Genomic DNA, 25,431 nt, shown 5'->3' with positions numbered 1-25,431 from the left:
CGGCTACGGCGGCCCGGGCGGCTACGGCGGGCGCCACTGAGCGCACCGCCCGCGCGGTGCCCGCGCCGCGCCGGTGTCAGGGCCCGGTGCCGGGCGCGAGTACGGTCAGGCGCACCGTGGACGCGGTGCCCGACACCGGGACCTCGCCCCCGGTCCACGCCACCCGCAACGGCTCCCGCTCGTCCGGCGGGGTGACCAGCAGCGTCGTGGGCGTGGCCGCGCGGGCTCCGCTGACCTCGGGGCGGGAGAACGTCAGCCCGGCCCACGCGCTGTCGCCCGGCGCCAGGGTCACGGTGACCGGCGGGTCGCCCGGCTCGCGCCGCGGGTCCGCCCCGAGCCGCCGGCCGGCGGCGTCCAGGAACGCGGCGCCCGGATATCCGCGCACGGTGCAGTCCCGCGCGGAGGTGTTGGTGAGCACGACCGGGAAATTGGCCTGCCCGGCGCCGGGATCGTTGCGCCCGACGGACGCCCGCAGCTGCGCGGTGCGGCAGCGGGGGTCGTCCGACGGGCTGGAGCCGGCCCGGGCCTCGGTCGGGGACGGCGCGGACGACGTGCGAAGGGCGGACCCGGCACCGCTGTCCGTTCCCGTGTCGCAGCCGCTCACCAGAGCGAGCACCGCGACGGCGCCCGCCGCCACCAGCGGGGGACGTCCGACAGCGACCATGAGCGCCACCTCTCTCCGGGTGCGGGGCGGACCCACGGACCGTGTGCCCGGGCCGGTCCCGGCCGACACTCCCGCGCGGGGGGCGCGCGGTCTCACTCCTCCAGCAGCCCGATTTCCGCCCAGATCGTCTTCCCGTCGGCGGTGTGCCTGGTGCCCCACCGCTGGGTGAGCTGGGCGACCAGCAGCAGCCCGCGGCCGCCCTCGTCCCAGGTCTTCGCCCGGCGCAGGTGCGGGGCGGTGTGGTTGGTGTCGGACACCTCGCAGATCAGCGTGGCCGCGTCATGGATCAGCCGGAGCCGGATGGGCCGGGCGCCGTACCGGATGGCGTTGGTGACCAGCTCGCTCACCACCAGCTCCGCCGTGAACGACGCCTCGCTCAGCGACCAGCGCGCCAACCGGTCGACGACCTGCTTGCGGATCGGCGCGACCAGCGCCGGGTCGGCGGGGATGTCCCACGTCGCCACCTGCGAGGCGGGCAGCCCCCGGGTGCGGGCGAGCAGCAGCGCCACGTCGTCGGCGGCGCCGCCCTGGGGGAGCAGGGCGTGCAGGACACGGTCGCAGGTCTCCTCCAGGGGGCCCGAGGACGCGGCGAGCGTGTCGCTGAGCAGCCGGTGGCCGGCGTCCACGTCCCGCTCCCGGGACTCGACCAGACCGTCGGTGTAGAAGGCGAGCACCGTGCCCTCGGTCAGATGCAGCTCGGCCGACTCGAAGGGCAGCCCGCCCAGGCCCAGTGGGGGACCGGCGGGCAGCTCCACCCGGCGGGGCGTGCCGTCCGGCGGCAGCAGCAGGGGCGAAGGATGCCCGGCCCGCGCCATGGCGCACCGCCGGGACACCGGGTCGTACACCGCGTACAGGCAGGTCGCGCCGACCTCGCCGGTGCTGCCGTCGCCGCCGGCCTCCTCCGACAGCCGCACCACCAGGTCGTCGAGGTGGGTGAGCAGCTCGTCGGGGGCCAGGTCGATGTCGGCGAGGGTGCGCACGGCGGTGCGCAGCCGGCCCATGGTCGCGGAGGCCTGGATGCCGTGCCCGACCACGTCACCCACCACCATCGCCACCCGCATCCCGGACAGCGGGATCACGTCGAACCAGTCGCCGCCCACCCCCGCCCGGGCGGCCGGCAGGTACCGGGAGGCGGCGTCGACGGCGGCCGTCCGCGGCAGGCTGCGGGGGAGCAGACTGCGCTGGAGGGCGAGGGCGGTCTCCCGCTCGCGCGAGTACCGGCGGGCGTTGTCGATGCAGACGGCGGCGCGGGCCGTGACCTCCTCGGCCAGCAGCACGTCGTCGGACGAGAACGGGTCGGGGCGCCGGTACCGGGTGAAGACGACGACGCCGAGGCTGGTGCCGCGGGCCAGCAGCGGGACGGACATCGTGGAGTGGATGCCGAACTCCTTGACCCGCTGGACCCGCCGCTCGTCCCAGGCGCGCCACTCGTCCAGGTCGCCCGTCGGCACCGCCGTCACGACCGTCCGGCCCGCGATCAGCGAGGTGGCCTGCGGGGAGATGCCCGGGTAGGTGTCCACCTGGCCCGGCTCGGCGACGGCTTCCGGGGCGTCCGGGTTGATCGAGTGATGGGCCGCCCGCCGCAGCCGGAGGGGCGCGGTCAGCGGGCCGGTGGCCTCCCCGCCGTACTCCTGCGGATCGAGCAGGTCGACGCTGACGAAGTCGGCCAGCGCGGGCACGCACACCTCCGCCAGCTCCCGCGCGGTGCGGGTGATGTCGAGGGTGGTGCCGATGCGCACGCTCGCCTCGTTGACCAGCTGGAGCCGCTCCCGGGCGAGGAAGTGCTCGGTGAAGTCGTGGGCGGTCACACAGACGCCCCGCACCCGGCCGGCGGCGTCGGTCAGCGGGGCCATCCGGGCCAGCCAGGCGTGCGCGCGAGTCTCGCTCGTGGCCTTCATGTAGGTCTGCATCTCCTGGCGCTCCCCGGTGGCGAGCGCCCGGCGCAGATACGTCTCGATCTCCGCGTACTGCGGGCCGGCGCCGAAGTCGGTGGTGCGCAGGCCCCGGACGCGGGCGGCCGGCAGCTCGACCAGCTCGGCCATGGCGTCGTTGACGCCGTGCAGCCGCAGCCGCTCGTCGAAGACCATCGTCGCGCAGGGGGACTGCGTGAGGGCGATCCGCATCAGGTCGTCGTCCTCGGGCGACGGACATCCGTCCGTGAGCGGGGTCACGGCGAGCCAGGTGGCCGGGCCGTCGCCCCCGGGCCGCCTGAGGTGGGCGAGCACCCACACCGAGACGGTGTGGCCGTCGCTGTGGCGCAGCGCGAGGGTGCCGCTCCAGCGTTCCTCCGCGGTCCCGGGCGGCCGGATTCCCTGGCTGTCGGCGAGCAGCTCCGCGGCCGGACGGCCCACGACCTGGGACGGGAGATGGCCGAGCAGCCGGCGCGCCCCCTCGCTCCACGCGGCCACCGTGCCGTCCTCGTGGATGACCGCCCGTGCCGCCGAGGCATCGTCGAACGGGTAGTCCGGGCTCATTCGTCCCCACTCCATCGCGGACACTCACAGTGAACAGGCAAGCCACTTGCGTTCCACCTTAATGCGTACGGCTCGGGCGCGGCGGAGAACCCCCGCACAGCCGGTGATGCGCCCGTCAAGGGCGATATCCGGCCAGGCCGGCGCGGGCGGGACGGGGGGCGAGAAGGGCGGGACCGCGCCCTTGACGGGCCGGAGTGGTGCGGCGTCAGGTTCTGTTTGTTGTCGATGAGGTGTGAGTACTTCTGATTTCTGATGAGGGAGACGTCAACAGGCTGGAGATCCGGCCACCCCGGGCCCGGGCGGGAGAAAACCGTCCCGTCCGGACCGTTGACGGGGTGTCATGACTGCAACAAGCATGGCCTGCGTCTGCATTTGGGAGCGCTCCCATCGGGGGCGCCCACCGCACCCCCCGGAGGAGCCCGGACGTGAAACGACGCAGAACGACCCTGCTGACCCTGGCCGCCCTGCTGGGCACGGCGATGACCGCGCTGCCCGCGCAGCAGGCGGGGGCCGAGGAGACCGAGCAGATCAGGAACGGCACCTTCGACACCTCCACCGACGGGTGGTGGACCAGCAACGTCGGCGCCGCCCCGGCCGAGGGCCGGCTCTGCGCGGACGTGCCGGGCGGCACCGTCAACCGCTGGGACTCCGCGGTCGGCCAGGACGGCATCACCCTGGTGAAGGGCGAGACGTACCGGTTCTCCTTCAAGGCGTCGGGCCTGCCCGAGGGACATGTCGTGCGGGCGATCGTCGGCCAGTCGGTCGCCCCGTACGACACCTGGCAGGAGGCGAGCCCGGTGCTGGCCGAGTCGCCCGGCTCGTACTCCTACACCTTCACCTCGCAGGTCGACTCCTCCCAGGGCCAGGTCTCCTTCCAGGTCGGCGGGAGCGCGGACCCGTGGCGGTTCTGCGTGGACGACGTCTCCCTGCTGGGCGGGGTGCCGCCGGAGGTGTACGAGCCCGACACCGGGCCCCGGGTGCGCGTCAACCAGGTCGGCTACCTGCCCGCCGGGCCGAAGAACGCCACCCTCGTCACCGACGCGACCGCGAAGCTGCCCTGGCAGTTGAGGAACGCCGCCGGAGCGACGGTCGCGCGCGGCTGGACCGTACCGCGCGGGGTGGACGTCTCCTCCGGGCAGAACGTCCACTCCATCGACTTCGGCGGGTACCGCACGCGCGGCACCGGCCTCACGCTGGTCGCCGACGGGGAGGCCAGCCGCCCGTTCGACATCGGCACGGCCGCCTACGAGCGGCTGCGGCTGGACGCCGTGAAGTACTTCTACCCGCAGCGCAGCGGCATCGCGATCCGCGACGACCTGCGCCCCGGCTACGGCCGCGCCGCGGGACACGTCGGCGTCGCCCCCAACCAGGGCGACACGGCCGTCCCCTGCCAGCCGGGCGTGTGCGACTACACCCTCGACGTCTCCGGCGGCTGGTACGACGCCGGGGACCACGGCAAGTACGTCGTCAACGGCGGTATCGCCACCTGGGAACTGCTGAGCACCCATGAACGCGCGCTGACCGCCCGCACCGGCGACCCGGCGAAGCTCGGCGACGGCAAGCTCACCCTGCCCGAGAGCGGCAACAAGGTGCCGGACATCCTCGACGAGGCCCGCTGGGAGCTGGAGTTCCTGCTGCGGATGCAGGTGCCGGACGGGCGGCCGCTGGCCGGAATGGCCCACCACAAGATCCACGACCAGCAGTGGACCGGCCTGCCGCTGCTGCCGAGCGACGACCCGCAGAAGCGTGAACTGCACCCGCCGACCACGGCGGCCACCCTGAACCTGGCCGCGACCGCGGCGCAGGCGGCCCGCCTGTACAAGCCCTACGACCGGGCCTTCGCCGCGCGGGCGCTGACGGCCGCCCGCAAGGCCTGGACCGCGGCCCTCGCCCACCCGGCCGTGTACGCGGACCCGGCCGACGGCATCGGCGGCGGCGCCTACAACGACGACAACGTCACCGACGAGTTCTACTGGGCGGCGGCCGAGCTGTACCTGACCACCGGTGAGCGGCCGTTCGCCGACCACGTGCTGAACTCACCCGTCCACACGGCGGACGTCTTCGGCCCGTACGGCTTCGACTGGGCCCGGACCGCCGCCGCGGCCCGCCTCGACCTCGCGACCGTCCCGAGCAAGCTCCCCGGCCGCGACAAGGTCCGCCGCTCCGTGGTCGCGGGCGCCGACACCTACCTCGCCACCCTGCGCGCCCACCCCTACGGCATGCCCTACACCCCCGACGGCAACCGCTACGACTGGGGCTCCGCCCACCAGGTCCTCAACAACGCCGTCGTCCTCGCCACCGCCTATGACATCACGGGCGGCGCGAAGTACCGCGACGGAGCCGTCCAGAGCATGGACTACGTGCTGGGCCGCAACGCGCTCAACATCTCCTACGTCACCGGCTACGGCGAGGTCAACGCCCACAACCTGCACAGCCGCTGGTACGCCCGCCAGCTCGACCCGGCCCTGCCGGCGCCGCCGGACGGCACCCTCGCGGGCGGGCCGAACTCGAGCATCCAGGACCCCTACGCACAGAGCAAACTCAAGGGCTGCGTCGGGCAGTTCTGCTACATCGACGACATCCAGTCCTGGTCGACGAACGAGACCGCGATCAACTGGAACGCGGCCCTGACCCGGATGGCGTCCTTCGTGGCCGACCAGGGATAGCCCGCCGCCGACCTGCGTGAGGTACCGCCCGGGCGCCGACCTGACCTGGGGATATTTACGGGTAAGTACCCGGGCGGTACCGTGAGGGGCATGCCAGCCCTCAATGTGGAATTCAGCGATCGCGAGCTGGAGGACCTGCGGCAGATCGCCAAGGAACGCGGTACGTCGATGAAGGCACTCGTGCGGGAGGCGGCCGCGGCCGACATCGCGCGGCACCGGGCGCTGCAGGAGGGCGCGGAGGCCTTCCGCACCTTCTTCGCGTCCCACGCCGACGAGTTCGCGGCCGCCTTCCCCGACGACGAACCACCCCACAAGGGCGAGGGGCGGGTCGCCTGACCGATGACACCCGTCATCCACATCGACGTGCCCTGGCTGCTCCAGCGCCACGAAGAGGTCCTGCCGGACCAGCCGACCATCAATGACTTCTCGGCGCTGGTCGCCGCCGTCGCCCGGCACCGGGTCGATCCGCCGCGCCTGGGCGTGGACTCCGACCCGGCCTGGCGGGCGGCCGCCCTGCTGCACACCCTCACCCTGCTGCGGCCCCTGCCGTCGGCCAACGCCCGCTTCGCCTGCGCCACGGCGGTGGCGTACATGTTCGTCAGCGGCGTCGGCATCGACCCGCCCTACGGTGCCCTCGTCGACCTGGCCCGCGACCTCCTCGACGCCAAGACCGACGTCTACGGCGCCGCCGACCGGTTGCGTTCCTGGCAGATCTAGGACGCCCGGGACGCGCGACGACCGGCGGCAGGGTCCGGAAGAGATCTCTAGGAGCGTGCGGGGGGTCAGGCCCGCGGCCGGCGGTGGGGTCCGGGGGAGGCGCCCTCGGGCGGCGCTCGCCCGGAGCGGCCTTCCGGGCCGCCGGCCGAGGGCGGGAGGAACAGGGCCGGCGGCCGTTTCGCGGGGGAGAGCCGCCGTCCCGCGCGGGGCCTCGTGAGAGGAAGGGCCGGGACCAGTCCACTACGGCGCCCGGTGCCCGGGGAGCGTGCGCGCCGCGCCGTCGTGTGCGCGTGGTTCACACGGGGCGCGCGGGAAGAGCAAATCCGTTGTGTGCGGGGCGAATCGGGCTCGCGCTGTCGACTTTCTTTCAACAAGGTCCGGGATGTCCGGGCGGCTTGTTGTGCGCGACTCAGTTGTGCAATGGTGAACCACTCGTGCGGGGGGCCGGGGCCGGGGCCCGCTGTGTTCGCCGGCGGAGGCGAATGCGCACTCCCCGCCGCGCCGGACAGGTACGTACCGAAGGAAGCCGCCCAGTGCCGACCTCGCACCCCCCTCGCCCGCCCTACCCCCCGCCCGGCCAGGGGCCCGGGGAATCCGACGAGGCCCTCGCCGCCGGGACGCGCGGCGGGACGGACACCGAGGTCGCCCAGTCCACCGCCCTGCTCATCGCACGCCACTGGCGGCCCGTGCAGGAGTACGCGGCCGTCTGCCTCGCCTCCACCACGAGCGCCGCGTCCGCCGCCATGGTCACCACGGCCGCCTTCCACCAGGTCCTCGACCGGCTGAAGCTGGGCGAGCCGGGGACCGCGCTGCGCCCCCGGCTGCTGGTGACCGTGCGGGACACGGTCCGGCTGTGGGCCGCCGACGAGCAACTGTCCGGGGTGCTGCCGGACCTGCGCAAACCGGCGGGTGCCCGGGGCATGCGGACCGCGAAGTCCATGACCCCCGACAACCGGGTCCTCACCGAACGCTCCTTCCAGAACCTGCCGCCGGTCGCCCGCTGCGTGCTGTGGCACGTCGAGGTCGAGGCCGAGCCGATCACCGTCGCCGCCGGTCTGCTCGGCATGGACCCCGAGACCGTGACGGCCGCCCACGAACAGGCCCGGGAGAAGCTCCGCGAGGGCTGTGTGCGCGCCCACCGGGAACTCGCCCCCAGCAAGGACTGCCGCTTCTACAACCGCCTCCTCGACGTGCCCATGCGACGCGGCGGCGACCTGCTGCCCGACGTCCGTCAGCACCTGGACGCCTGCCGCTACTGCCGGGCCGCCGCCGAACAACTCGGCCACTTCGAGGGTGACTTGGGCGTACTGCTCGCGGAAGCCGTGCTCGGCTGGGGCGCCCGCCGCTACGTCGAGTCCCGCCCCGGGCGGGTCCGGCAGCAGCCGGTCCGGCTGCGCGGCTCCGCCCGGCACCGCGGCCGCCGGGCGCGGGACAGGCGCGCCACCCTGCTGGCGCGCATACCCTCGCCCCGCCGTCGCGGACAGGACGGCGGCCCCGCCGCGCAGCGGACCCTGTTCAAGGGCGTCGGCCTCGCCTCGGCCGGTCTGCTCACCACCCTCCTCGCCGCCGGCCTCTGGCCCGACGACGGGGGCGCCGACCCGGCCGCCGCCACGAGCAGCACCACCGGCGGCGGTGTGGCGTCCGGCGCCGACTCCCAGGGCGGCCGGCCCAGCGCGGCCCCCTCGTCACCGGGCACCGCCCCCGTGCCCGCCACGCTCCGCGAGGCCCGGCTGCGCAACGCCGCCGCCGACCTGTGCCTGGACATCCGCGGCGGGGCGAGGGCCGGGGCCGCCGTCGAACTGGCGGACTGCTCGACCGAACCGAGCCAGCGGTGGACGTACGAGGACGACGGCCGGCTGCGCAGCGCGGCCGCCCCCGAGCTGTGCGTGGACTCCCACGCGGACGCCGGCGTGGTCATCATGGGCGCCTGCGCCGACTCCGCCGACACCCGCGCCGACGACGTCCGCTACGACCTCACCGTCCAGGGCGAGCTGCTGCCCCGCTGGGACGAGGCGCTCGCCCTGGCCTCCGCCGGGCAGGAACCCGGCGCCGACGTCGTCGTCAAGGTCCGTGACCACTCCACCGGTCAGCGCTGGCTGCCGGAGACGGCCGTGGCCAGTCCGGGTTCCCTGTCGATCACGGGCACGGAGGCTCCGCCGGCGCGGCCCGTGGACCTGGCGGAGCGCCGGGCCTGAGCGTCCGCGGCCGGCCGGCCCGAGGGCCGGTCACCAGCCGGGGCCGGACTGTTCGACGAGGTCGGCCGGGCCGACGGTGGCCGGGGTGGCGTGGCCGGAGAGGGCGAGGGTGAGGTCGAGCTCGGCCAGGAGGCAGCGGATCACATGCTCCACCCCGGGCTGTCCGTCCAGGGCGAGGCCGTAGACGTAGGGACGGCCCAGCAGGACGGCCCGGGCGCCCAGGGCGAGGGCCTTGAAGGCGTCGTCGCCGGTGCGCACCCCGCTGTCGAACAGCACGGTCAGCCGGTCGCCGACCGCCGCCACGACCCCGGGCAGCGCGTCGGCGGCGGCGATCGAGCCGGCCACCTGCCGGCCGCCGTGGTTGGAGACGACCACACCGTCCATCCCGGCGTCGGCGGCCAGCCGGGCGTCGTCCGGGTGCAGGACGCCCTTCAGGACGATCGGCCCGTCCCAGTGTTCCCGCAGGAACGCCAGGTCCGGCCAGGTCTTGCCGGGGTCGGCGAACAGGCCGACGAACCGCAGCACGGCCGCGTTCGGGTCCTCGTGCACCGGCTTGGCCAGGCCCGCCAGGAAAGCCGGGTCGGTGAAGTAGTTGGCGGTGCCCACGCCGTGCAGGAACGGCAGGTACGCCTGGTCGAGGTCGCGCGGCCGCCACGCCAGCAGCGGGGTGTCCAGGGTGACCACGAGCACCGTGAAACCCGCCGCCCTCGCCCGGCCCAGGAAGCTGCGGGTCACCTCGCGGTCCTTGGACCAGTACAGCTGGAACCACCGCTCCGCGTCCCCCATCGCCTCGGCCACCTGCTCGATCGGTGTGCTGGACGCCGACGACAGGACGAACGGCACCCCCTGCGCGGCGGCGGCCCGGGCCGCGGCGGTCTCGGCCTCCGGGTGCACGATCGACAGCACGCCGACCGGCGCCAGTGCCAGCGGGGCGGGCAACGGGCGGCCGAGCACCTCGACCGACAGATCCCGCTCGCGCACGTCCCGCAGCATCCGCGGCACGATCCGCCGCCGCAGCAGCGCCGCCCGGTTGGCCCGCGCCGTGCCGCCGTCGCCCGCGCCGCCCGCCACGTACCCGACCGGCCCCGGACCGAGCCGCCGCTCGGTCAGCTCCTCCAGCCGGGTCAGGTCGGTGGGCAGCCGGGGGACCGCGCCGTTCATCCCGTTCAGATAGATCTCGTACTGGAAGTCCGCCCAGTGCTTCGCCATCCGTCCCACCCCGCCTGTCGTCGTCGAGCACGCGCCGCCCGCGACGATACCGGCGTCGACACCCGCCCCGACGGCCGCTCGCGACCCCGCGCGGGTGAACGGGAGAGGTCCGGCGGGGGTGCGGCCGGGGGCAAGCGGAAGCGGAAGCGGAATGTTTCCGGACGATTGCCGAAGCTATGGAATCCGGTCACTTCGGCGCACCGAGCGATCATGAAGCGCTTGCTTACGGACTTGGAACGTTCGAATTCCGTGACTTCACGCCACTGCTTCAACACGCAAGGTTACTGAAACCCATGGGGTCGATGTGAGTTTCGGCTGCGGACTCGGCAGACTCGCGCTCGCCGCGTCCGGCACCCACAGGGCCGGGCCGGCACACCCTCGAATCGAGCGGAAGGATGCACACAATGCGGAACACCGCGCGCTGGGCAGCGACCCTCGGCCTCACGGCCGCCGCCGTCTGCGGACCCCTCGCGGGGCCCGCGCTCGCCGCCCCGGCCGCCGCCCCGGCCTCCCTCTACGCCCCGTCCGCCCTGGTGCTGACACTGGGCCACGGAGAGAGCGCCGCCGTCGCCGGCCCGGCCCGCGCCGTCACCCTCACCTGCGCGCCGCGGCCCTCCGGAAGCCACCCCGCCGCCGCCCTCGCCTGCGCCGAACTGCGCGCCGCGGACGGCGACTTCGAGCTGCTGGCGGGCACCGGCGGCGGTATGTGCACCCGGGAGTACGACCCGGTGGTCGTCACGGTCGACGGCGTGTGGCAGGGCAAGCGCGTCTCCTACGAACGCACCTTCGCCAACGAGTGCGTGAAGAACTCCTCCGGGAGCAGCCTCTTCACGTTCTGAGACCGGGATCGCGTGGCCACGTGGACGCCGCGAGAGGCTCGTGACGTGGGGAGTACGGGCCACTGACACGGGACCACCGCGATCTCGCACCAGGGGCCGGACGGGCGGAGTGGGGCCGCCCGCCGGCCCCTGGGATCATCCGGACTCCGGCTTCTCCCGGGTCCGGTCACGATGGCTGGTGTCGCACCACGGGTAGCGACGACTGCGGCGGCAGGTGCACAGGGCGACCCGGAAGCGGTCGGAGACGACGGTGGAGCCGTCCTCCAGCTCCACTTCCACCGGGCCCTCGACGAGCAGCGGGCCCCGCCGCCGGAGGGTGATCCTGCGGGGCCGGTCAGCTGGGGAGTTCGGCACGGACGACCACCAGTTCCTCGGAGTTCTCGTCGTCGGACAGCAGGCCCCGCCCGCGCAGCCACTCCTTCCGGGAGCGCAGCACCGGCCCGAAGGGGATGCGACGGCGCCGGGTGACGGAGGCCTTCAGGCCGGCCGCGCGCAGCTGCGCGAGCGTGCGGTCCGGGTCGCTGAGCGCCGAGTGCACCATCAGCAGCACACCGCCGGGCCGCAGCAGCGCGGGCGCCTCCCGGCAGATCCGGTCGACGACCAGCCGGCCGTCGCCGCCCGCGTCCCAGGCCCTGGCCGTGCCGCGCGGCACCTGGTCGCCGGCGGGCGCCGGCACGTACGGCGGGTTGGTCAGGATGAGGTCGAAGGACCGGCCGTCCACGGGGTCGAAGAGATTGCCGTGCCGCACCCGCACCGGCAGCCCCGCCCGCAGGGCGTTCCAGCGGGTGGCGCACACCGCCCGCCAGGACACGTCGACCGCGGTGACGCGGGTGGCGCGGCGCGCCGCCGCCAGGGCCAGCGCCCCGCAGCCGGTGCCCACGTCGAGGACGTCGGCGCCCGGCGCGAGAGGTTCTTCGGACAGCGCCCCGGCCAGCAGGCCGGTGTCCTCCTGAGGGGCGTAGACGCCCGGAATGACCAGCGGATTCACGGCGACCAAGTACCCCGGTGCTCAGGATGTATGGGCCACCTCAGCGGGAAGGGGGGCGCGCAGCGAGGAGCGCCCCGCCCGCCAGTCGTCGAGCAGGCGTGCGGCGAGACGGTCCTCCAGCAGACCGGTGACGCCGATGCCGAAGGCGATGTCGGGGGCCAGCCACGGCTCCTCCTCCAGCAGCCCGCCGATGACGTCGTGGCGGACGACCTGCTCATGGACCGCGTCGGCTTCGACGTGCTCGTCGTAGAAGTACGCGGCGGCGAGGCCGGCGCCGGTGCGGCGCATTGCCTCGGCCAGCCGCCGGGAGCCGGGCGAGGAGGTGATCTCCACCGCGGCGAAGTGCCCGACGAGAGCGCCCCGCAGCGAGCGGTGCAGACCGAGCAGGGACATGAGGTTGACCGTGGCCAGCGTCTGCGCGCACGCCGCGTCGAGATAGCGGCCGTAGGTCGTGTCCAGGCCCAGGTCGGTCATCAGGTCCGCGAACAGGCGCGCGTGGACGCGGTCCGGGCGGCCGCCGCCGTACTCGTCGAACTCCACCGCCGCCATGGCCGCCTTGGCCCGGCCCCACAGCCGCGGCAGCACCCAGGCGTGCGGGTCGGCCTCCTTCAGGTGGTACAGGGAGCGCTGCGCCGCGTACTCGCGCAGCTGCCACAACTCGCCCTCGTCGCGCAGGAAGTGGGTGACGCCGGTTCCCTCGACCGGCTCGACGAGCAGCTCCGCGAGCGCGTCCTCGACGCTGTCGCACACCGGGGTCCGCGCGCGCAGGGCGGTCAGGAAGCGCCGCTCCAGAGCGGCACGGGTGCGCAGCAGGTCGGGGTCCCACTCCCGGTCGGGGTCGACGCCGGCGAAGCCCCGGTAGTGCAGTTCGTAGCAGACGTAGAGGGCGAGCTGGAGATCGTCGCCGTCGACCGGGGCGCCCCCGACCGCCTCGGCGTCCGGCAGGGGGCCGGTGCCCAGCAGGTGGTCCAGGACGCCCGCGGAGAGCGGGCCCCGGGCGGCCGGCGGACGGGGTCCTTCCAGGTGGTGTGCCATGGGGGCCGGGTACCCCGGAGCCGGCCGGGCACCGCACGGCGGACGCGGCGGGGCCGGCTCAGGGGGCGATCGGCAGCCGGCGCTTGTGCTCGGTGAGCCGGTAGCGGCGGACGACGGCGGCCAGGGCGGCCTCGCCGACCGGCTTGCCCTCCAGGAGGTCGTCGATGTCGTCGTAGGTGACGCCGAGCGCCTCCTCGTCGGGCCTGCCCGGGTCCAGTGACTCCAGGTCCGCCGTCGGGGTCTTCGTCACCAGCGCGTCCGGCGCGCCCAGGGCCCGCGCGACGGCACGTACGCGCCGTTTGGTGAGGCCGCTGAGCGGCACCACGTCGGCGGCGCCGTCGCCGAACTTGGTGAAGAAACCGGAGACCGCCTCGGCGGCGTGGTCGGTGCCCACCACCAGGCCGTCGTGCGCGCCGGCCACGGCGTACTGGGCGATCATGCGCTGCCGGGCCTTGATGTTGCCGTGCGTGAAGTCCTCGTGACGGGCGTCGCGGAAGACCGTGCCGGCGGCCAGCACCGCCGCCAGCGCCGCGTCACTGGCGGGCCGCACATCGACCGTCAGCACGCGGTCGGGTCGGATGAACTCCAGTGCCAGCCGGGCGTCCTGCTCGTCGGCCTGGACACCGTACGGCAGCCGCATCGCGAGGAACTCCGCGGCCTGCCCGGCGGCGCGCACCCGTTCCACCGCGAGTTGGCACAGCCGGCCGGCGGTGAGGGAGTCCACACCGCCGCTGATGCCCAGCACCAGCGAGCGGCGGTCCGTGGCGGTCAGCCGGCCGGCGAGGAAGGCCACCCGGCGCTCGATCTCCTCCCGTGCGTCGAAGACCGCGCTCACTCCGAGGTCCCGGGCGATCTCCTGCCGCAGGGACGTGGACGCCGGGCCGGTCACGGCCGCTCCTTCGCCGGGCCGGCCGGCGGGGCGGGCAGCGGCGGGGTGCCGGTGACGGACAGGACGACGGAGTACAGCGTGGTGTCGGCGGCGATGAACAGGCGGTTGCGCTTGGCGCCGCCGAAGCGGATGTTGGCGGACCTGCCGGGGACCAGGAGGCGGCCCAGCAGCGTGCCGTCGGGGTCGTAGCAGTGCACGCCGCCGTCCAGGGCGGCGGCCCACAGCCGCCCGTCGTCGTCGAAGCGGATGTTGTCGAAGTTGCCGTTCCCGCACTCGGCGAAGACCTCGCCGCCGCTGAGGGTGCCGTCGTCGTGGACGTCGAAGACGCGGATGTGGTTGGCCCGGCTGTCCGAGACGTACAGCCGCCGTTCGTCGGCGGAGAAGACGAGTCCGTTGGGGCCGCGGAAGCCGTCGGCGACCAGCCGTACCTCGCCGCTGCCGGGGTCCACGCGGTAGACGTTGCAGGCGCCGATCTCGCTCTCGGCGCGGTGGCCCTCGTAGTCGCTGGTGATGCCGAAGTCGGGGTCGGAGAACCAGATCGAGCCGTCGGACTTCACGGCGGCGTCGTTCGGGCTGTTGAGTCGCCTGCCCTCGAAGCGGTCGGCGAGGACCGTGATCGAGCCGTCGTGCTCGGTGCGGGTGACGCGCCGGTTCCCCTGCTCACAGGTGATCAGGCGGCCCTGCCCGTCCAGGGTGTTGCCGTTGGGGTGACCGGCGGGTGAGCGGAACACGCCGACCGTCCCGGTGGTCTCGTCCCAGCGCAGCAGCCGGTCGTTGGGGATGTCGCTCCACAGCAGGTACCGGCCGGCCGGGACGTAGAGGGGACCCTCGGCCCAGCGGCAGCCCTCGTAGAGGGTCTCCAGCGCGGAGTCGCCCGCACCGCACGGGCGGAAGCGCTCATCGAGGATCTCGTACAACTGGTCTCGCTCGCCGGGCATGCCCGCCACCCTCACCCTCGGAATCGGATGTTGATCTGACGAAACGAAACTATGCAGAATGAGATTCGGCAGATCAAGCTCTTCACCGAAGGAGATCCGTTGGACGACGTCGATCGGCAGTTGCTGGCCCTCCTCCAGGAGGACGCCTCACGCTCGTACGCGGCGCTGGGGCAGGCCGTCGGACTGTCCGCGGGGGCGACCCATGAACGCGTGCGCAAGCTGCGCGAGCGGGGCGTCATCCGCCGGACGACCGTCGACGTCGACCCCGCGGCGATCGGCCGGGGCGTGCTCGCCTTCGTCATGGTGGAGTCCACCCGGTGGGTGGGCGACTCGGGCGAGCGGTTCGCCGCCGTCCCGGAGATCCAGGAGGCGCATGTCATCGCCGGCAGCGCCTCCGTCCTGCTCAAGGTCAGGACCGCCACGACGCAGCAGCTCCAGGACGTGCTGCGACGTGTCTACGCCATCGAAGGGGTCAGCGGCACCCAGGCCACCGTGGTGCTCGAGACCTTCTTCGAGCGTCCCGTCACTCCGTAGCCCTGCCCCGCGGCCCTCCCTCGGATTTCTCCCGCGAGTCCTCCTGGGCGCGCGGGTTGGGGGTGATCGCCTCGGCGGCCTCGCCGTCGTGGTCGTCGTGGTGGTGGTCGGTGGTGCGGCGCTCGGCCTCCTCGATCTCGCGGAGCACCTCCTCGAGGGCGGAGCCGGGGTGGTTCTCGGGCTGCTCGGGCGTGTCGGGCACGGGGGACGTCCTCTCTCGCCGTGTGGATCACATCAGTGCTGGGCGGAGGCGATGCGCAGGGGGACCGGGCCGGGCGGAGCCTCCTCCTCGGCGAGCCGGGTGACCTCCGCCCACCAGGACGCGCCGTCCTCGATGTGGCGCAGCAGCACCCCCTCGCGGATCGCCCACGGGCAGACCGTGACCGTCTTCAGCCCGATGAGCTTCATCGCCGTGTGGCCGACCACCGCGCCGGCCAGGCTCTGCGCGGCGCGCGGCGCGGAGATGCCGGGCAGCCGGGCGCGCTCGGCCGCGGGCAGCACCGCCAGCCGCGGAATGGCCTCACCCAGGTCGCGGCAGGTCAGCGTGCGTGCGACGAAGGGACCCTCACGGCCGGGCGGCGCCCCGCACAGCCGGCCGAGCTGCTGGAACGTGCGGGAGGTGACCACCGCCGTGCGCGGCCCCTCCCAGCGGATCCGCGCCGCCACGTCCCGCAGCTGGTGGCGGACCTTGCGGCGCAGCGCCCTGACCAGCTCCGGGGGAGGCGGGTCCTGGTCCGCGAAGAACTCGTGGGTGAGCCGGCCGGCGCCGAGCGGCAGCGAGGCCACGAAGTCCGGCAGCCGGCCCCGCCCGAACGCCACCTCGAAGGAGCCGCCCCCGATGTCCATGAGCGCCAGCGGCCCCGACCGCCAGCCCATCCAGCGCCGCGCCCCCAGGAAGGTCAGCTCGGCCTCCACCTCGCCCGGCAGGGTGCTCAGCGGCACGCCGGTGCGCGAGCGCACCGTGCGCAGCACCTCCTGACGGTTGGGCGCGTTGCGCACCATCGCCGTCGCGAAGGCCAACGGGCTCGTCGCCCCCCACCGCGTCGCCGTCCGGCCCGCCGCGGCGACCGCGTCGACGAGCCGCTCGACGGCCTCCTCGGGGATGGGCTCACCGGGCTTGATCTGTGCGGACAGCCTCAGCCGCCACTTCGCGGTGTGCACCGGCAGCGGCACCCCGTCCTGCGCGTCCGCCACCACCAGCCGCACCGTGTTCGATCCCACGTCCAGCACGCTGACTCTCATGGCGGGCGAGTACCCAGACGCGTGCCGTCATGCCCGCCGACAGGGCGCGTCTCGGCCATGCGCCGGCCCCCCGCAGCGGCGTCCGGGCGCGCTCCTCACCCGTGCCGCCGCCGCGCCGCGGGCCGGTCCGCCCACGAAACGCCGCCACGAAAAACGGCGGACTTTCGCCGGGCCGAGCCCGGGCGAAGGTCCGCGGCGGAGCCCGGCGCACCGGGTGGCGTCGCCGGGGGAGGGCGCCGCTGCGGGACGGCCGGGCGGGTGCGTGTCACGCCAGCTGCCGTCGCACCAGCTCGTGCAGCCGCCCGCCGGTGTCCGCCAGCAGCCGCGCGGGCGGGCCCTGCTCGGCGACCCTGCCGTTCTCCATCACCACCACCCGGTCGGCGTCCATCACCGTCGACAGACGGTGGGCGATCACGATCCGGGTGGCGTTGAGCTTGCGGGTGCTCTCGATGACCGTGCGCTGCGTCTCGTTGTCGAGGGCGCTGGTCGCCTCGTCGAAGAAGAGGATGCGGGGACGGCGGATCAGCGCCTGGGCGATCATCAGGCGCTGACGCTGCCCGCCCGAGACCGATCCGCTGCCGGAGACGATCGTGTGCAGCCCCATCGGCATCCGCTTGATGTCCTCGGCGAGCCCCGCCATCTCGGCCGCCGCCATCGCCTCCTCCGGCGTGTACGACTCGGTGCCGCAGACGACGTCCAGGATCGAGCCGGTGAACGGCTGCGCGTGCTGGAGCACGACACCGCACTGCCGGCGCACGGCGGCCTGGTCGAGGGCCGCCAGATCCTGGCCGTCGTACAGGACGCTGCCGGACAGCGGGCGGTCGAAGCCGATGAGCAGGCGCAGCAGGGTGGACTTGCCGCAGCCGCTCGGCCCGACGACCGCCACGAACTCACCCGGCCGCACCTCGAACGACACGTCGTCCAGCACGAGCGGACCGTCGTCGGAGTAACGGAACGACAGCCGGCGGGCCTCCACCGCCCCGGACAGCGGCCCCGGCCGGGTGCTCGCCGTACGCACCTCGGGGGTCGCCTCCAGCACCGGCCGGATCTCCTCGAACAACGGCAGCGCCGCCACCGCCGACACGAACGCGCCGGTCAACGAGGTCACCGAGGTCAGCAGCATCGTCATGGAGGTGTTGAAGGTGAGGAAGTCCGCCGCCGACAGCGCGCCGCGCGCCGGACCGGCCAGCAGCATGAACATCAGCAGCGAGCACAACGGCAGGTACACCGCGCCGAGCACCGCGTTGAGGTTCTTGATCCGGCCGAGCCGCTGCTGGAGCTCGCGGCTGCGCGCGAACCGGTCGGCCCAGGCCGCGTACGCGTAGTTCTCGGCGGCCGCCACCCGCAGCTTCGGCAGGCCGCGCAGCGTCTGGAACGCCTGGTTGTTCAGCTTGTTGCTCAGCACCACCAGCCGTCGCTGCCAGCGCACCTGCCACAGGCCGAGCGCCAGGAACACACCGGCGATGACGACCAGCATCCCGATCGCCGCGAGCGCCAGTGGCACGCTGTACCACAGCAGCAGCCCCAGGTTCATGGCGCCGATCGTCACCGACTGCGCCACCGACGGGCCGAGCCCCGCCAGCAGCCGGCGGATCGCGCTGATGCCCATGGCCGCGCTGGCCAGTTCACCGGTCGAGCGCTCGGCGAAGAACTTCGTCGGCAGCCTGAGCAGCCGGTCCCACACGGCCGGCTGGAGCGTCGCCTCGATCCGGCCCTCCAGGCGCAGGATGGTCAGGTTCTGCAACAGCAGGAACGCCGCCGCCACCACGCTGGTGACCATCACCGCCAGACAGACCTGCACGATCAGGTCCTCCTGGGCCCTGGGCACGTACTCGCCGAGCACCTTGCCCGTGGCGATCGGCACCAGCGCGCCGATCGCCACCGTGACCAGCCCGCTGAGCAGCAGCTTCGTCACATCGCCGCCGGTGCCGCGCATGCTGAACCGCAGCAGCCCCAGCGGGCCGAGCCGCCGCTCGGGCAGCGGCCGGTAGAACATCACGGCCCGCGGCTCGAACTCCTCCGCGTTGGCCTTCTCCACCGGCGTCTCCCGCCCGGTCGCGGGATGGACGGCGACATAGCCGCCGCGCCGCCACAACAGCGCGACCGGCGCCCCCGACAGGGCCCGGTGCCCCACCAACGGGCCGACGTCGTCCCGCCACCACCGCCCGTCCAGCCGGACGGCCCGGGTGCGCACCCGGGAGGCGAGGGCGACCCGCTCGACCGGGTCGAGACGGTCGCTGCCCGCCCCCATCTGGGCGGGCTCGGCGAGGGCGATCCCGGCGGCCCGGGCGACCAGACGGCACGCGGCGAAGGTGGCGTCCGCGTCCGCGGCCGTCGCGCGCTTGTCCGACCGCTTGCCGATCGAGGCGAGGAGTGTCCGGTCGGCCTGCGCCCGCACCGCCTCACCGGCCTTGATCCCGGCGGCCGTACGCGTCTCGTGGGTGCGCTCCAGCTGCTCGATCCAGCGGTCCAGCGTGGTCAGCAGCCGGTACTGCTGGTCGACCATCGACTGCCACACCGCGGGGTCCATCAGCAGGTCGGCGGCGGCCTCCGCGCCGTACAGCGAGCCGTACTGGACGCTGCCGGGCGGCACCTGCATCCAGAACACGTCGTCGTCGGTGACCTCGGCCGGCCCCTCGGAGGCCATCGGCGCCTGGAAGAGCACCGACAGACCGCGGCCGACCCCGAGGGCCAGCGCGTACTCCAGCGGGCTCGACGTCGGCGGTACGTACTGGGGGTTGCCGTACTCGTCGTAGGACCAGGTCTGGGTGTGCGCGGGCTGGTACAGCTCGCGCAGGTTGATCCGGTGCACCACGCAGTCGCGCAACGGGCGGGCGACGAGGGTGTGCTGGGGTCCGGTGACCGGGCCGAGCAGCAGCGAGCCCGCCTCCAGCCGGCCCAGGTGGTGCCAGTGGCCCTGCTGTCCGGCGTCCACCGCGAACAGGTCCAGCGCGCCGGCCGCGACCAGCCACAGCACCTGCGGGCCCTCCAGGTCCAGCCGGCTGAAGCCCGCGCAGTCCAGGCGCGCGCCCGACCGCCCGAGCGCGCCGAGGACGAGATCACCGTCGTGCATGGCCGTCACCGCTCCCTGACCAGCGCCGCGTACGCACCGCCGCGCACCACGAGGTCCTCGTGCCGCCCCCGCTCCACGACCGTGCCGTGCTGGAGGACGACGATCTCGTCGCTGTCGCGGACCGTGCTCAGCCGGTGGGCGATCACCACGCACGCGCAGCCGCGCCGGCGCAGGTTGTCCATGACGACCAGCTCGGTCTCCGCGTCCAGCGCGCTGGTCACCTCGTCCAGCACGAGGATGCTGGGCCGGCGCACCAGCGCCCGGGCGATCTCCAGGCGTTGGCGCTGCCCTCCGGAGAAGTTGCGCCCGTCCTGCTCCACCTTGCTGTGGATGCCGCCCGGCCGGCGCATCACGACGTCGTACAGCGCCGCGTCGCGCAGCGCGTCCACCACCGCGTCGTCGGGGATCGACGGGTCCCACAGCGCCACGTTGTCGCGGACCGTGCCTTCGAAGAGGAACACCTCCTGGTCGACGAAGGAGACCGAGGCCGCCAGCGCCCCGCGCGGGATGTCCTCCAGGCGCTGCCCGTCGATGCGGATCACGCCCTCCCACGGTGTGTACAGGCCGGAGATCAGCCGGGAGACCGTGGACTTGCCGCTGCCCGAGCCGCCGACCAGCGCCACCTGCCGCCCCGGTCCGACGGTCAGGTCGAAGCCCGTCAGCAGCGGCTTGTCCAGCGGGCTGTAGCCGAAGGTGATGTTCTCCAGCTCGACGTGGCCGTGCAGCCGGCGGGTGGAGTCGGCGCCGGTACGGCGGTCGTAGAGCGGGTCGGCACGGAAGTTCTCCACGTCCTTCAGCCGGGCCACGTCCGCCGCGAAGTCCTGGATGCGCCCCGCGACACCGTTGAGGCGGGTCAGCGGAGCGGTGAAACGGGTGACCAGCGCCTGGAAGGCGACCAGCAGGCCCACCGAGACATGGCCCTCGATGGCCCGCATCCCGCCGATCCACAGGATCAGCGCGCTGTTGACCGTGGCGAGCGTCGGCGCGACGACGCCCAGCCAGGCGCTCGGCACACCGAGCCGCTGCTGCTCCTCCAGCGTGGTCGCGTGCTGCCCGGCCCACTTGCGGAAGTAGCCGTCCTCGCCGCCGGTCGCCTTCATCGTCTCGATCAGCTGGAGCCCGGTGTAGGCGGTGTTGGTCAGCCGTGCGTTGTCCGCCCGCAGCTTCGCCGTACGCGTCGCGCGCAGCCGGATCACGATCCGCATGGCGACGATGTTCAGCAGGGCCACGCCGATGCCGACGAACGTCAGCTGCGGGTCGTAGGTGTAGAGGAGGACCGCGTACAGCACGACGACCACCGCGTCCACGCCCGCCGAGGCGAGGTCGCGGGCCAGGGTCTCGGCCACGGCGTCGTTGGACTGGAGGCGCTGCACCAGGTCGGCCGGGCTGCGCTGGGAGAAGAAGGTCACCGGCAGCCGCAGCAGATGGCGCAGGAAGCGGGCGCTGGACAGGGTGGAGGAGATGATCCGGCCGTGATGGAGGTTGGCCTGCTGGAGCCAGGTCAGGGCGAGGGTGAGCAGCACGCAGGCACCCATGGACGCGAACAGCACGTCCAGCAGCGAGGTCTGGCCGCCGATCAGGAACATGTCGATGTAGGTGCGGCTCAGCGCCGGAACGGCCGCGCCCACCAGGACCAGCAGCAGGCTCGCCAGCACCGCGGCCGGCAGGGTGCCCGCGGTGCCGCGCAGCCGGGCCGGCATCGCGCCCAGCACACCCGGCCGGCGCCCGCCCCCCTCGAAGCCCTCACCCGGTTCGAGGACCAGCACCACACCGGTGAAGCTGCCGTCGAAGTCCTCCATCGGCACGAAACGGCGGCCCTTGCCGGGGTCGTTGACGAACACCCCGCGCCGGCCGAAGCGGCGGCCCATGCCGTCGTAGACGACGTAGTGGTTGAACTCCCAGAAGAGGATCGCGGGGGCCTTCACCTCGGCGAGGGCCGCCAGGTCCATCTGCATGCCCTTGGCGGTCAGTCCGTAGCTGCGGGCTGCCTTCAGCAGGTTGCTCGCGCGGGAACCGTCGCGGGACACGCCGCACGCGATGCGCAGCTCCTCCAGCGGGACGTGCCGGCCGTAGTGGCCGAGGACCATGGCGAGGGAGGCGGCGCCGCACTCCACCGCCTCCATCTGGAGCACGGTCGGGGTACGGACGGTCTTCGACCGGCTCTTGGGAACCGTGCGCCGGGGCGGTGCGGCCCGGCGTCTGCCCCGGGTCTCCTGCGTGGTCGTCACGGAAGCAGCCAATCGACGGGACGCTGATCGGCCAGCCGGATGGAACCCGTGGCCATGGTCATGGAGGTGAGCGGGTACGGCGGCCCGTCCGCGGACGACCACGCGTAGCCGCTCTTCGTCGACTTCGAGGTGTCCAGGCGGACCAGGACGGCCACCGGGCGGCCCTTCTTCGTGAACTGCTCGCCCAGCTGGCTGTCACCGAGGAACGCGGCGATCTGCTGCGCCGACTGGGCCGTGCGGTCGACCGACTTCACATGGCCGCGCAGCACGCCGTAGCGCTGCGACGGCACGGTCTGCACGGTCAGGTCCACGGACGCGTTCTCGGGGATGGAGGCGGCGTTCTCCGCCGGGACGTACACCGTCGCGTACAGCGGGTCGTCGGCGCGGGCGACCTTCTCCACGGCGGCGACGTTCGCGCCGGTGGAGATGATCTGTCCGATGGTGGCGGCGAGCGCGGTGATCCGGCCTGCGGCGACCGTGCGCACCACGGTGTCGCCCTCGGCCGTGCGCACGTTCAGCACGGGGGCGCCGGCGGGCAGCCGCTGCCCCTCCTTGACGAGGACGGCGGTGACCTGGCCCGCGGCGGGGCTCTGCAGGATGTAGCTGCCCTCGCCGTGGGTGAGGACGGCCGGCGCGCTCACCGTGGAGGCGACCGAGCCGGTCACGGCCCACACGGACGCGGCCGCGAGGGCGACCACGGTCACGGACAGCACCAGCCACCCCTGCGGGCGCGCGAAACGCACCGGCAGGTCGAGTTCCTCCGGTGACTGGAGCTTGGCGAGGGCCTGTTGGCGGAACTGCACGGTACTTCCCTCACCGGTCGAGGAGCGGCGTCACGGCATCGACGAGTCCCGGAACCGCGGGCGGCGGCTCCGGGACTCGGCGGTCACACAGGTGCGATCAGAGACCGGCGACCAGGTTGGTGACCGGGGCGGTGTTCAGGCCGGTGACACCCTCGACGGTGCCGACGGCCGTGTCGACCAGGCCGGAGACCGGGGCGACGCCGTCCACCAGGCCGGTGACGGTGCCGAGGGCGTTCACGGACAGACCGCCGGAGACGTTGTCGAGGTCGGCGTCGGAGATCTCGACGGTCTCAACCTGGGGGGTGGAGTTCATGGTGGAACTTCCCTTCATATGGATATCTCACAAGGGGGAGCGGCCCCCTCTGGGGACAGATGACGGCCGCGGCCGCGGCCACCGGGCGCCCGTCCGAACGGGAGCCCTGCGTGGCGCTGCGGTGCGATGGATCAAAGCAGGTCCGGCGCCGACGCATCCAATCAACCACCCGTCCCACCTGGGCACTTGCGTCACAGGAGCGTTGAACGGTGCAGGTACGCCCACGCCTTGTCGATGACTCCTTCACACCTCCGGCGGCATCCGCTCGGATGAGCGGAAGGCGCCGTCGCGGCGAAACCGACACTCCCGCCCCAATGGCGTGACCGGGGCCCCGTGGTTGTGCAGAACCCCGGCTCGCGGTGACCCGCTTGGGCAATCGGTGTGCAGATTCTCTGAAGCGGGGATTCCGCTCACCGATCCGAACGGACCGTTACCGGCCGGTCACTTGAGGTTCTGGATCGGTGTGTTCCGACGGGTCGTCAGCCCAGCAGGGCGTAGACCGTGCTCGCCCGCGCCGCCAGTTCGCCCGTCCGCTCGGCCGTCATCGTGATGTCGGCGAACGCCATCCGGCGCCCGAGCTTGGTCAGGACCGCCTCGATCAGGACATCGGAATCGACCACCGCACGCTGGAACGACGTGGACTGCTGCACCGTCGTCATCGGCCCGAAGGCCCCTCGGGCGGCCGACACGGCGATCACGGTGGCGGTGTCCGCCGCCGCCATCAACGCCTGGCCCGACAGCCCCCCGCCCTCCCGGGCCAACGCCTGTGACCAGGGCAGACGCAGAGTCGCGCGGTCCTGGCCGAGGGACTGGACCGACAGGCCCAGGGCGAGCACCCACGGAGCGAAGTTGTCGGAAAGGATCTTGTCGGCTTCAGCGGTGGTCATCGTCATATGGGCGATTGTTCCCCGGCCGGCCACGCCGGACGCCGGTCATGGCCGATTCACGATTGCGCACAGAAAGTCGTCGAACCGAGTTGAACGCACCACCCGCCCCGTGCGTACTCACCGGCAACCAGGCGCCGCTGTACGGAGCTGCCGGCCACGGCAGCACGAGACCCCGTCCCCCCAGGAGGTCGAGAAGTTGAGTCACAAGCGAATTCCGAAGCGTAAGGCCGCGATCGCGGTAGGCGGCGTGGCGGCGCTCGGAGCGGCGGCGCTCCTGCTTCCCAACGCCAACGCCTCGCAGGACGGCGGCAACAGCACCGCGGCCGCACCGAAGACTCTGAAGGCGGCGGACGCCTCGGACCTCGCCTCGCAGCTGGAGAACCTGCTCGGTGACGCCTTCGCCGGCTCGTACTACGACTCCGAGCAGCAGCAGCTCGTCATCAACGTGGTCAACGTCTCCGGCGACGACAACAATGTGATCGTGCAGGCCAAGAAGGCCGGAGCGCAGGTCCGCCAGGTCGAGAACAGCACCGCCGAGCTGAAGGCGGCGTCGCGGACCCTCAAGACCGAGGCGACCATCCCGGGCACCGCGTGGGCGGTCGACCCCCGGACGAACAAGATCCTCGTGACGGCCGACTCCACGGTCACCGGCAGCAAGTGGGACCAGCTGGAGTCCACCGTCCAGAGCCTCGGCGCGGGCATGGCGACCATCAAGAAGTCGGCCGGCACCTTCAAGACCTTCGCCTCCGGCGGCGACGCCATCTTCGGTGGCGGGGCGCGCTGCTCCCTCGGCTTCAACGTCACCGCCGGCGACGGATCCCCGGCCTTCCTGACGGCCGGTCACTGCGGCGTCGCGGCCGAGCAGTGGTCCGACTCCGAGGACGGCGCGCCGATCGGCACCGTCGACCAGGCGACCTTCCCGGGCGAAGGCGACTTCGCGCTTGTGAAGTACGACGACCCCGCGGTCGAGGCCCCGAGCGAGGTCAATCTCGGCCAGCAGACGGTCCAGATCACCGAGGCCGCCGAGGCGACGGTCGGCACGCAGGTCTTCCGGATGGGCAGCACGACCGGTCTCTCCGACGGCCAGGTCCTCGGACTCGACGCCACCGTGAACTACCCCGAGGGCACCGTCACCGGTCTCATCCAGACCAACGTCTGCGCCGAGCCCGGCGACAGCGGCGGCTCGCTCTTCACCCAGGACGGCCTCGCGCTCGGTCTGACGTCGGGCGGCAGCGGGGACTGCACGGTCGGCGGCGAGACCTTCTTCCAGCCGGTGACCACCGCCCTGGCGGCGGTCGGCGCCACCCTCGGTGAGGCCGGGGCCGGTGCGGGCGCAGGCGGCGGGGAGGCCGGCGCCGGCGGGGAAGCCGGTGCCGGTGAGGAAGCGGGCGCGGGCGCCGGCGAGGAGGCCGGTGCCGGAGCCGGTGAGGAAGCTGGCGCGGGCGAGGAGGCCGGCGCGGGTGCGGGCGCGGGTGCCGGTGAAGAGGCCGGCGCCGGTCAGGAAGCCGGTGTCGGCGAAGTGGCCGGCGGCCAGGAAGCCGGTGTCGGTGAAGAGGCCGGCGGCGAGAAGGCCGGCGCCGGAGCCGAGGACCAGACGGGCGCGGGCGCCGAGGACAACTCGGGGCTGAACCACTGACCCCCCACTGACGCGGACCCGCCGCCGGCCCACCAGCGGTTCCGGCCGACGGCGGCAACGGTCCGGCCCTCCTGCACGGAGGGCCGGACCGACGCGCGTAC

22 protein-coding genes are annotated in these 25,431 nt (G+C 73.5%); 7 read left to right on the top strand and 15 right to left on the bottom strand.

Annotated features, from left to right (window positions below):
* Nucleotides 1-76: 76 nt before the first annotated feature.
* Both ALMP_RS08040 and ALMP_RS08035 read right to left on the bottom strand, forming a co-directional pair.
* Nucleotides 77-664 carry a DUF4232 domain-containing protein gene (locus ALMP_RS08040; RefSeq protein WP_264925554.1) on the bottom strand — a complete coding sequence of 196 codons (588 nt, stop codon included), beginning with the start codon at nt 662-664 and terminating at the stop codon, nt 77-79.
* Between the two features lie 92 nt (nt 665-756).
* Nucleotides 757-3,138 (bottom strand): SpoIIE family protein phosphatase, encoded by a 2,382-nt coding sequence (locus ALMP_RS08035; protein ID WP_264925553.1) that lies wholly within the window; start codon nt 3,136-3,138, stop codon nt 757-759.
* A 425-nt stretch (nt 3,139-3,563) separates the two neighbouring features.
* On the opposite strand from ALMP_RS08035, the gene ALMP_RS08030 reads away from it, so the two are divergent.
* The 4 genes from ALMP_RS08030 to ALMP_RS08015 all read left to right on the top strand — a co-directional run bounded on the left by ALMP_RS08030 (nt 3,564) and on the right by ALMP_RS08015 (nt 8,716).
* Nucleotides 3,564-5,804, top strand: a complete 2,241-nt coding sequence (locus ALMP_RS08030) for a glycoside hydrolase family 9 protein (protein ID WP_264925552.1) — start codon at nt 3,564-3,566, stop codon at nt 5,802-5,804.
* A 90-nt stretch (nt 5,805-5,894) separates the two neighbouring features.
* On the top strand, nt 5,895-6,140 hold the full coding sequence (locus ALMP_RS08025) for a hypothetical protein (protein WP_264925551.1): 246 nt from the start codon (nt 5,895-5,897) through the stop codon (nt 6,138-6,140).
* Between the two features lie 3 nt (nt 6,141-6,143).
* Entirely contained in the window at nt 6,144-6,521 is a 378-nt protein-coding gene (locus tag ALMP_RS08020; RefSeq protein ID WP_264925550.1) for a toxin Doc, read from the top strand.
* A gap of 533 nt (nt 6,522-7,054) precedes the next feature.
* Nucleotides 7,055-8,716, top strand: a complete 1,662-nt coding sequence (locus ALMP_RS08015; RefSeq protein ID WP_264925549.1) for an RICIN domain-containing protein — start codon at nt 7,055-7,057, stop codon at nt 8,714-8,716.
* Nucleotides 8,717-8,746: 30 nt separating this feature from the next.
* Here the strand turns inward: ALMP_RS08015 and ALMP_RS08010 are convergent, their stop codons facing one another.
* Nucleotides 8,747-9,925, bottom strand: coding sequence for an alpha-hydroxy-acid oxidizing protein (locus tag ALMP_RS08010; protein WP_264925547.1), 1,179 nt, complete (start codon nt 9,923-9,925; stop codon nt 8,747-8,749).
* Nucleotides 9,926-10,329: 404 nt separating this feature from the next.
* Here ALMP_RS08010 and ALMP_RS08005 point away from each other — a divergent pair, with 404 nt between their 5' ends.
* A complete protein-coding gene (locus ALMP_RS08005; protein WP_264925546.1) occupies nt 10,330-10,764 on the top strand; it encodes a protease inhibitor in 435 nt (144 codons plus the stop codon).
* Nucleotides 10,765-10,899: 135 nt separating this feature from the next.
* Here ALMP_RS08005 and ALMP_RS08000 read toward each other — a convergent pair whose 3' ends face one another.
* Genes ALMP_RS08000 through ALMP_RS07980 form a run of 5 tightly spaced genes read right to left on the bottom strand, consistent with a single transcriptional unit; the run spans nt 10,900 to nt 14,614 of the window.
* Nucleotides 10,900-11,118 (bottom strand): CDGSH iron-sulfur domain-containing protein, encoded by a 219-nt coding sequence (locus ALMP_RS08000; RefSeq protein WP_264925545.1) that lies wholly within the window; start codon nt 11,116-11,118, stop codon nt 10,900-10,902.
* Nucleotides 11,099-11,761 (bottom strand): HemK2/MTQ2 family protein methyltransferase, encoded by a 663-nt coding sequence (locus tag ALMP_RS07995; RefSeq protein WP_264925544.1) that lies wholly within the window; start codon nt 11,759-11,761, stop codon nt 11,099-11,101. The genes ALMP_RS08000 and ALMP_RS07995 overlap by 20 nt, the downstream gene beginning before the upstream one ends.
* Nucleotides 11,762-11,773: 12 nt before the next feature.
* A complete protein-coding gene (locus ALMP_RS07990) occupies nt 11,774-12,787 on the bottom strand; it encodes an iron-containing redox enzyme family protein (protein WP_264925543.1) in 1,014 nt (337 codons plus the stop codon).
* A gap of 58 nt (nt 12,788-12,845) precedes the next feature.
* A complete protein-coding gene (gene nadE / locus ALMP_RS07985) occupies nt 12,846-13,676 on the bottom strand; it encodes an ammonia-dependent NAD(+) synthetase (protein ID WP_264925542.1) in 831 nt (276 codons plus the stop codon).
* Nucleotides 13,673-14,614 carry an SMP-30/gluconolactonase/LRE family protein gene (locus ALMP_RS07980; RefSeq protein WP_264925541.1) on the bottom strand — a complete coding sequence of 314 codons (942 nt, stop codon included), beginning with the start codon at nt 14,612-14,614 and terminating at the stop codon, nt 13,673-13,675. Before ALMP_RS07980 ends, nadE begins: the two co-directional genes overlap by 4 nt.
* 99 nt (nt 14,615-14,713) lie before the next feature.
* Between ALMP_RS07980 and ALMP_RS07975 the strand changes: the two genes are divergently transcribed.
* Nucleotides 14,714-15,148: an Lrp/AsnC family transcriptional regulator gene (locus tag ALMP_RS07975; RefSeq protein ID WP_264925540.1), complete on the top strand. Its 435-nt coding sequence runs from the start codon at nt 14,714-14,716 to the stop codon at nt 15,146-15,148.
* Here the strand turns inward: ALMP_RS07975 and ALMP_RS07970 are convergent.
* The 7 genes from ALMP_RS07970 to ALMP_RS07940 all read right to left on the bottom strand — a co-directional run bounded on the left by ALMP_RS07970 (nt 15,138) and on the right by ALMP_RS07940 (nt 23,700).
* Entirely contained in the window at nt 15,138-15,350 is a 213-nt protein-coding gene (locus tag ALMP_RS07970; RefSeq protein ID WP_264925539.1) for a hypothetical protein, read from the bottom strand. The genes ALMP_RS07975 and ALMP_RS07970 overlap by 11 nt on opposite strands.
* Before the next feature lie 32 nt (nt 15,351-15,382).
* The gene (locus tag ALMP_RS07965) at nt 15,383-16,390 is read right to left on the bottom strand and encodes a Ppx/GppA family phosphatase (RefSeq protein ID WP_264925538.1); all 1,008 of its coding nucleotides are present in this window, start codon (nt 16,388-16,390) and stop codon (nt 15,383-15,385) included.
* A 265-nt stretch (nt 16,391-16,655) separates the two neighbouring features.
* Nucleotides 16,656-19,472, bottom strand: a complete 2,817-nt coding sequence (locus ALMP_RS07960) for an NHLP bacteriocin export ABC transporter permease/ATPase subunit (protein ID WP_264925537.1) — start codon at nt 19,470-19,472, stop codon at nt 16,656-16,658.
* Entirely contained in the window at nt 19,469-21,691 is a 2,223-nt protein-coding gene (locus ALMP_RS07955; protein WP_264925536.1) for an NHLP family bacteriocin export ABC transporter peptidase/permease/ATPase subunit, read from the bottom strand. The genes ALMP_RS07960 and ALMP_RS07955 overlap by 4 nt, the downstream gene beginning before the upstream one ends.
* Nucleotides 21,688-22,494, bottom strand: coding sequence for an HlyD family efflux transporter periplasmic adaptor subunit (locus ALMP_RS07950; protein ID WP_264925535.1), 807 nt, complete (start codon nt 22,492-22,494; stop codon nt 21,688-21,690). The genes ALMP_RS07955 and ALMP_RS07950 overlap by 4 nt, the downstream gene beginning before the upstream one ends.
* A gap of 97 nt (nt 22,495-22,591) precedes the next feature.
* On the bottom strand, nt 22,592-22,807 hold the full coding sequence (locus ALMP_RS07945) for a type A2 lantipeptide (RefSeq protein ID WP_264925534.1): 216 nt from the start codon (nt 22,805-22,807) through the stop codon (nt 22,592-22,594).
* Between the two features lie 479 nt (nt 22,808-23,286).
* Nucleotides 23,287-23,700: a PaaI family thioesterase gene (locus tag ALMP_RS07940; protein ID WP_264925533.1), complete on the bottom strand. Its 414-nt coding sequence runs from the start codon at nt 23,698-23,700 to the stop codon at nt 23,287-23,289.
* 190 nt (nt 23,701-23,890) lie between these two features.
* Here ALMP_RS07940 and ALMP_RS07935 point away from each other — a divergent pair, with 190 nt between their 5' ends.
* A complete protein-coding gene (locus ALMP_RS07935) occupies nt 23,891-25,330 on the top strand; it encodes a S1 family peptidase (RefSeq protein WP_264925532.1) in 1,440 nt (479 codons plus the stop codon).
* Nucleotides 25,331-25,431 lie beyond the last annotated feature (101 nt).

It is taken from the genome of Streptomyces sp. A012304, assembly GCF_026008495.1.
GTDB lineage: Bacteria > Actinomycetota > Actinomycetes > Streptomycetales > Streptomycetaceae > Streptomyces.
This window is presented reverse-complemented; position numbering and strand designations above follow the sequence as displayed.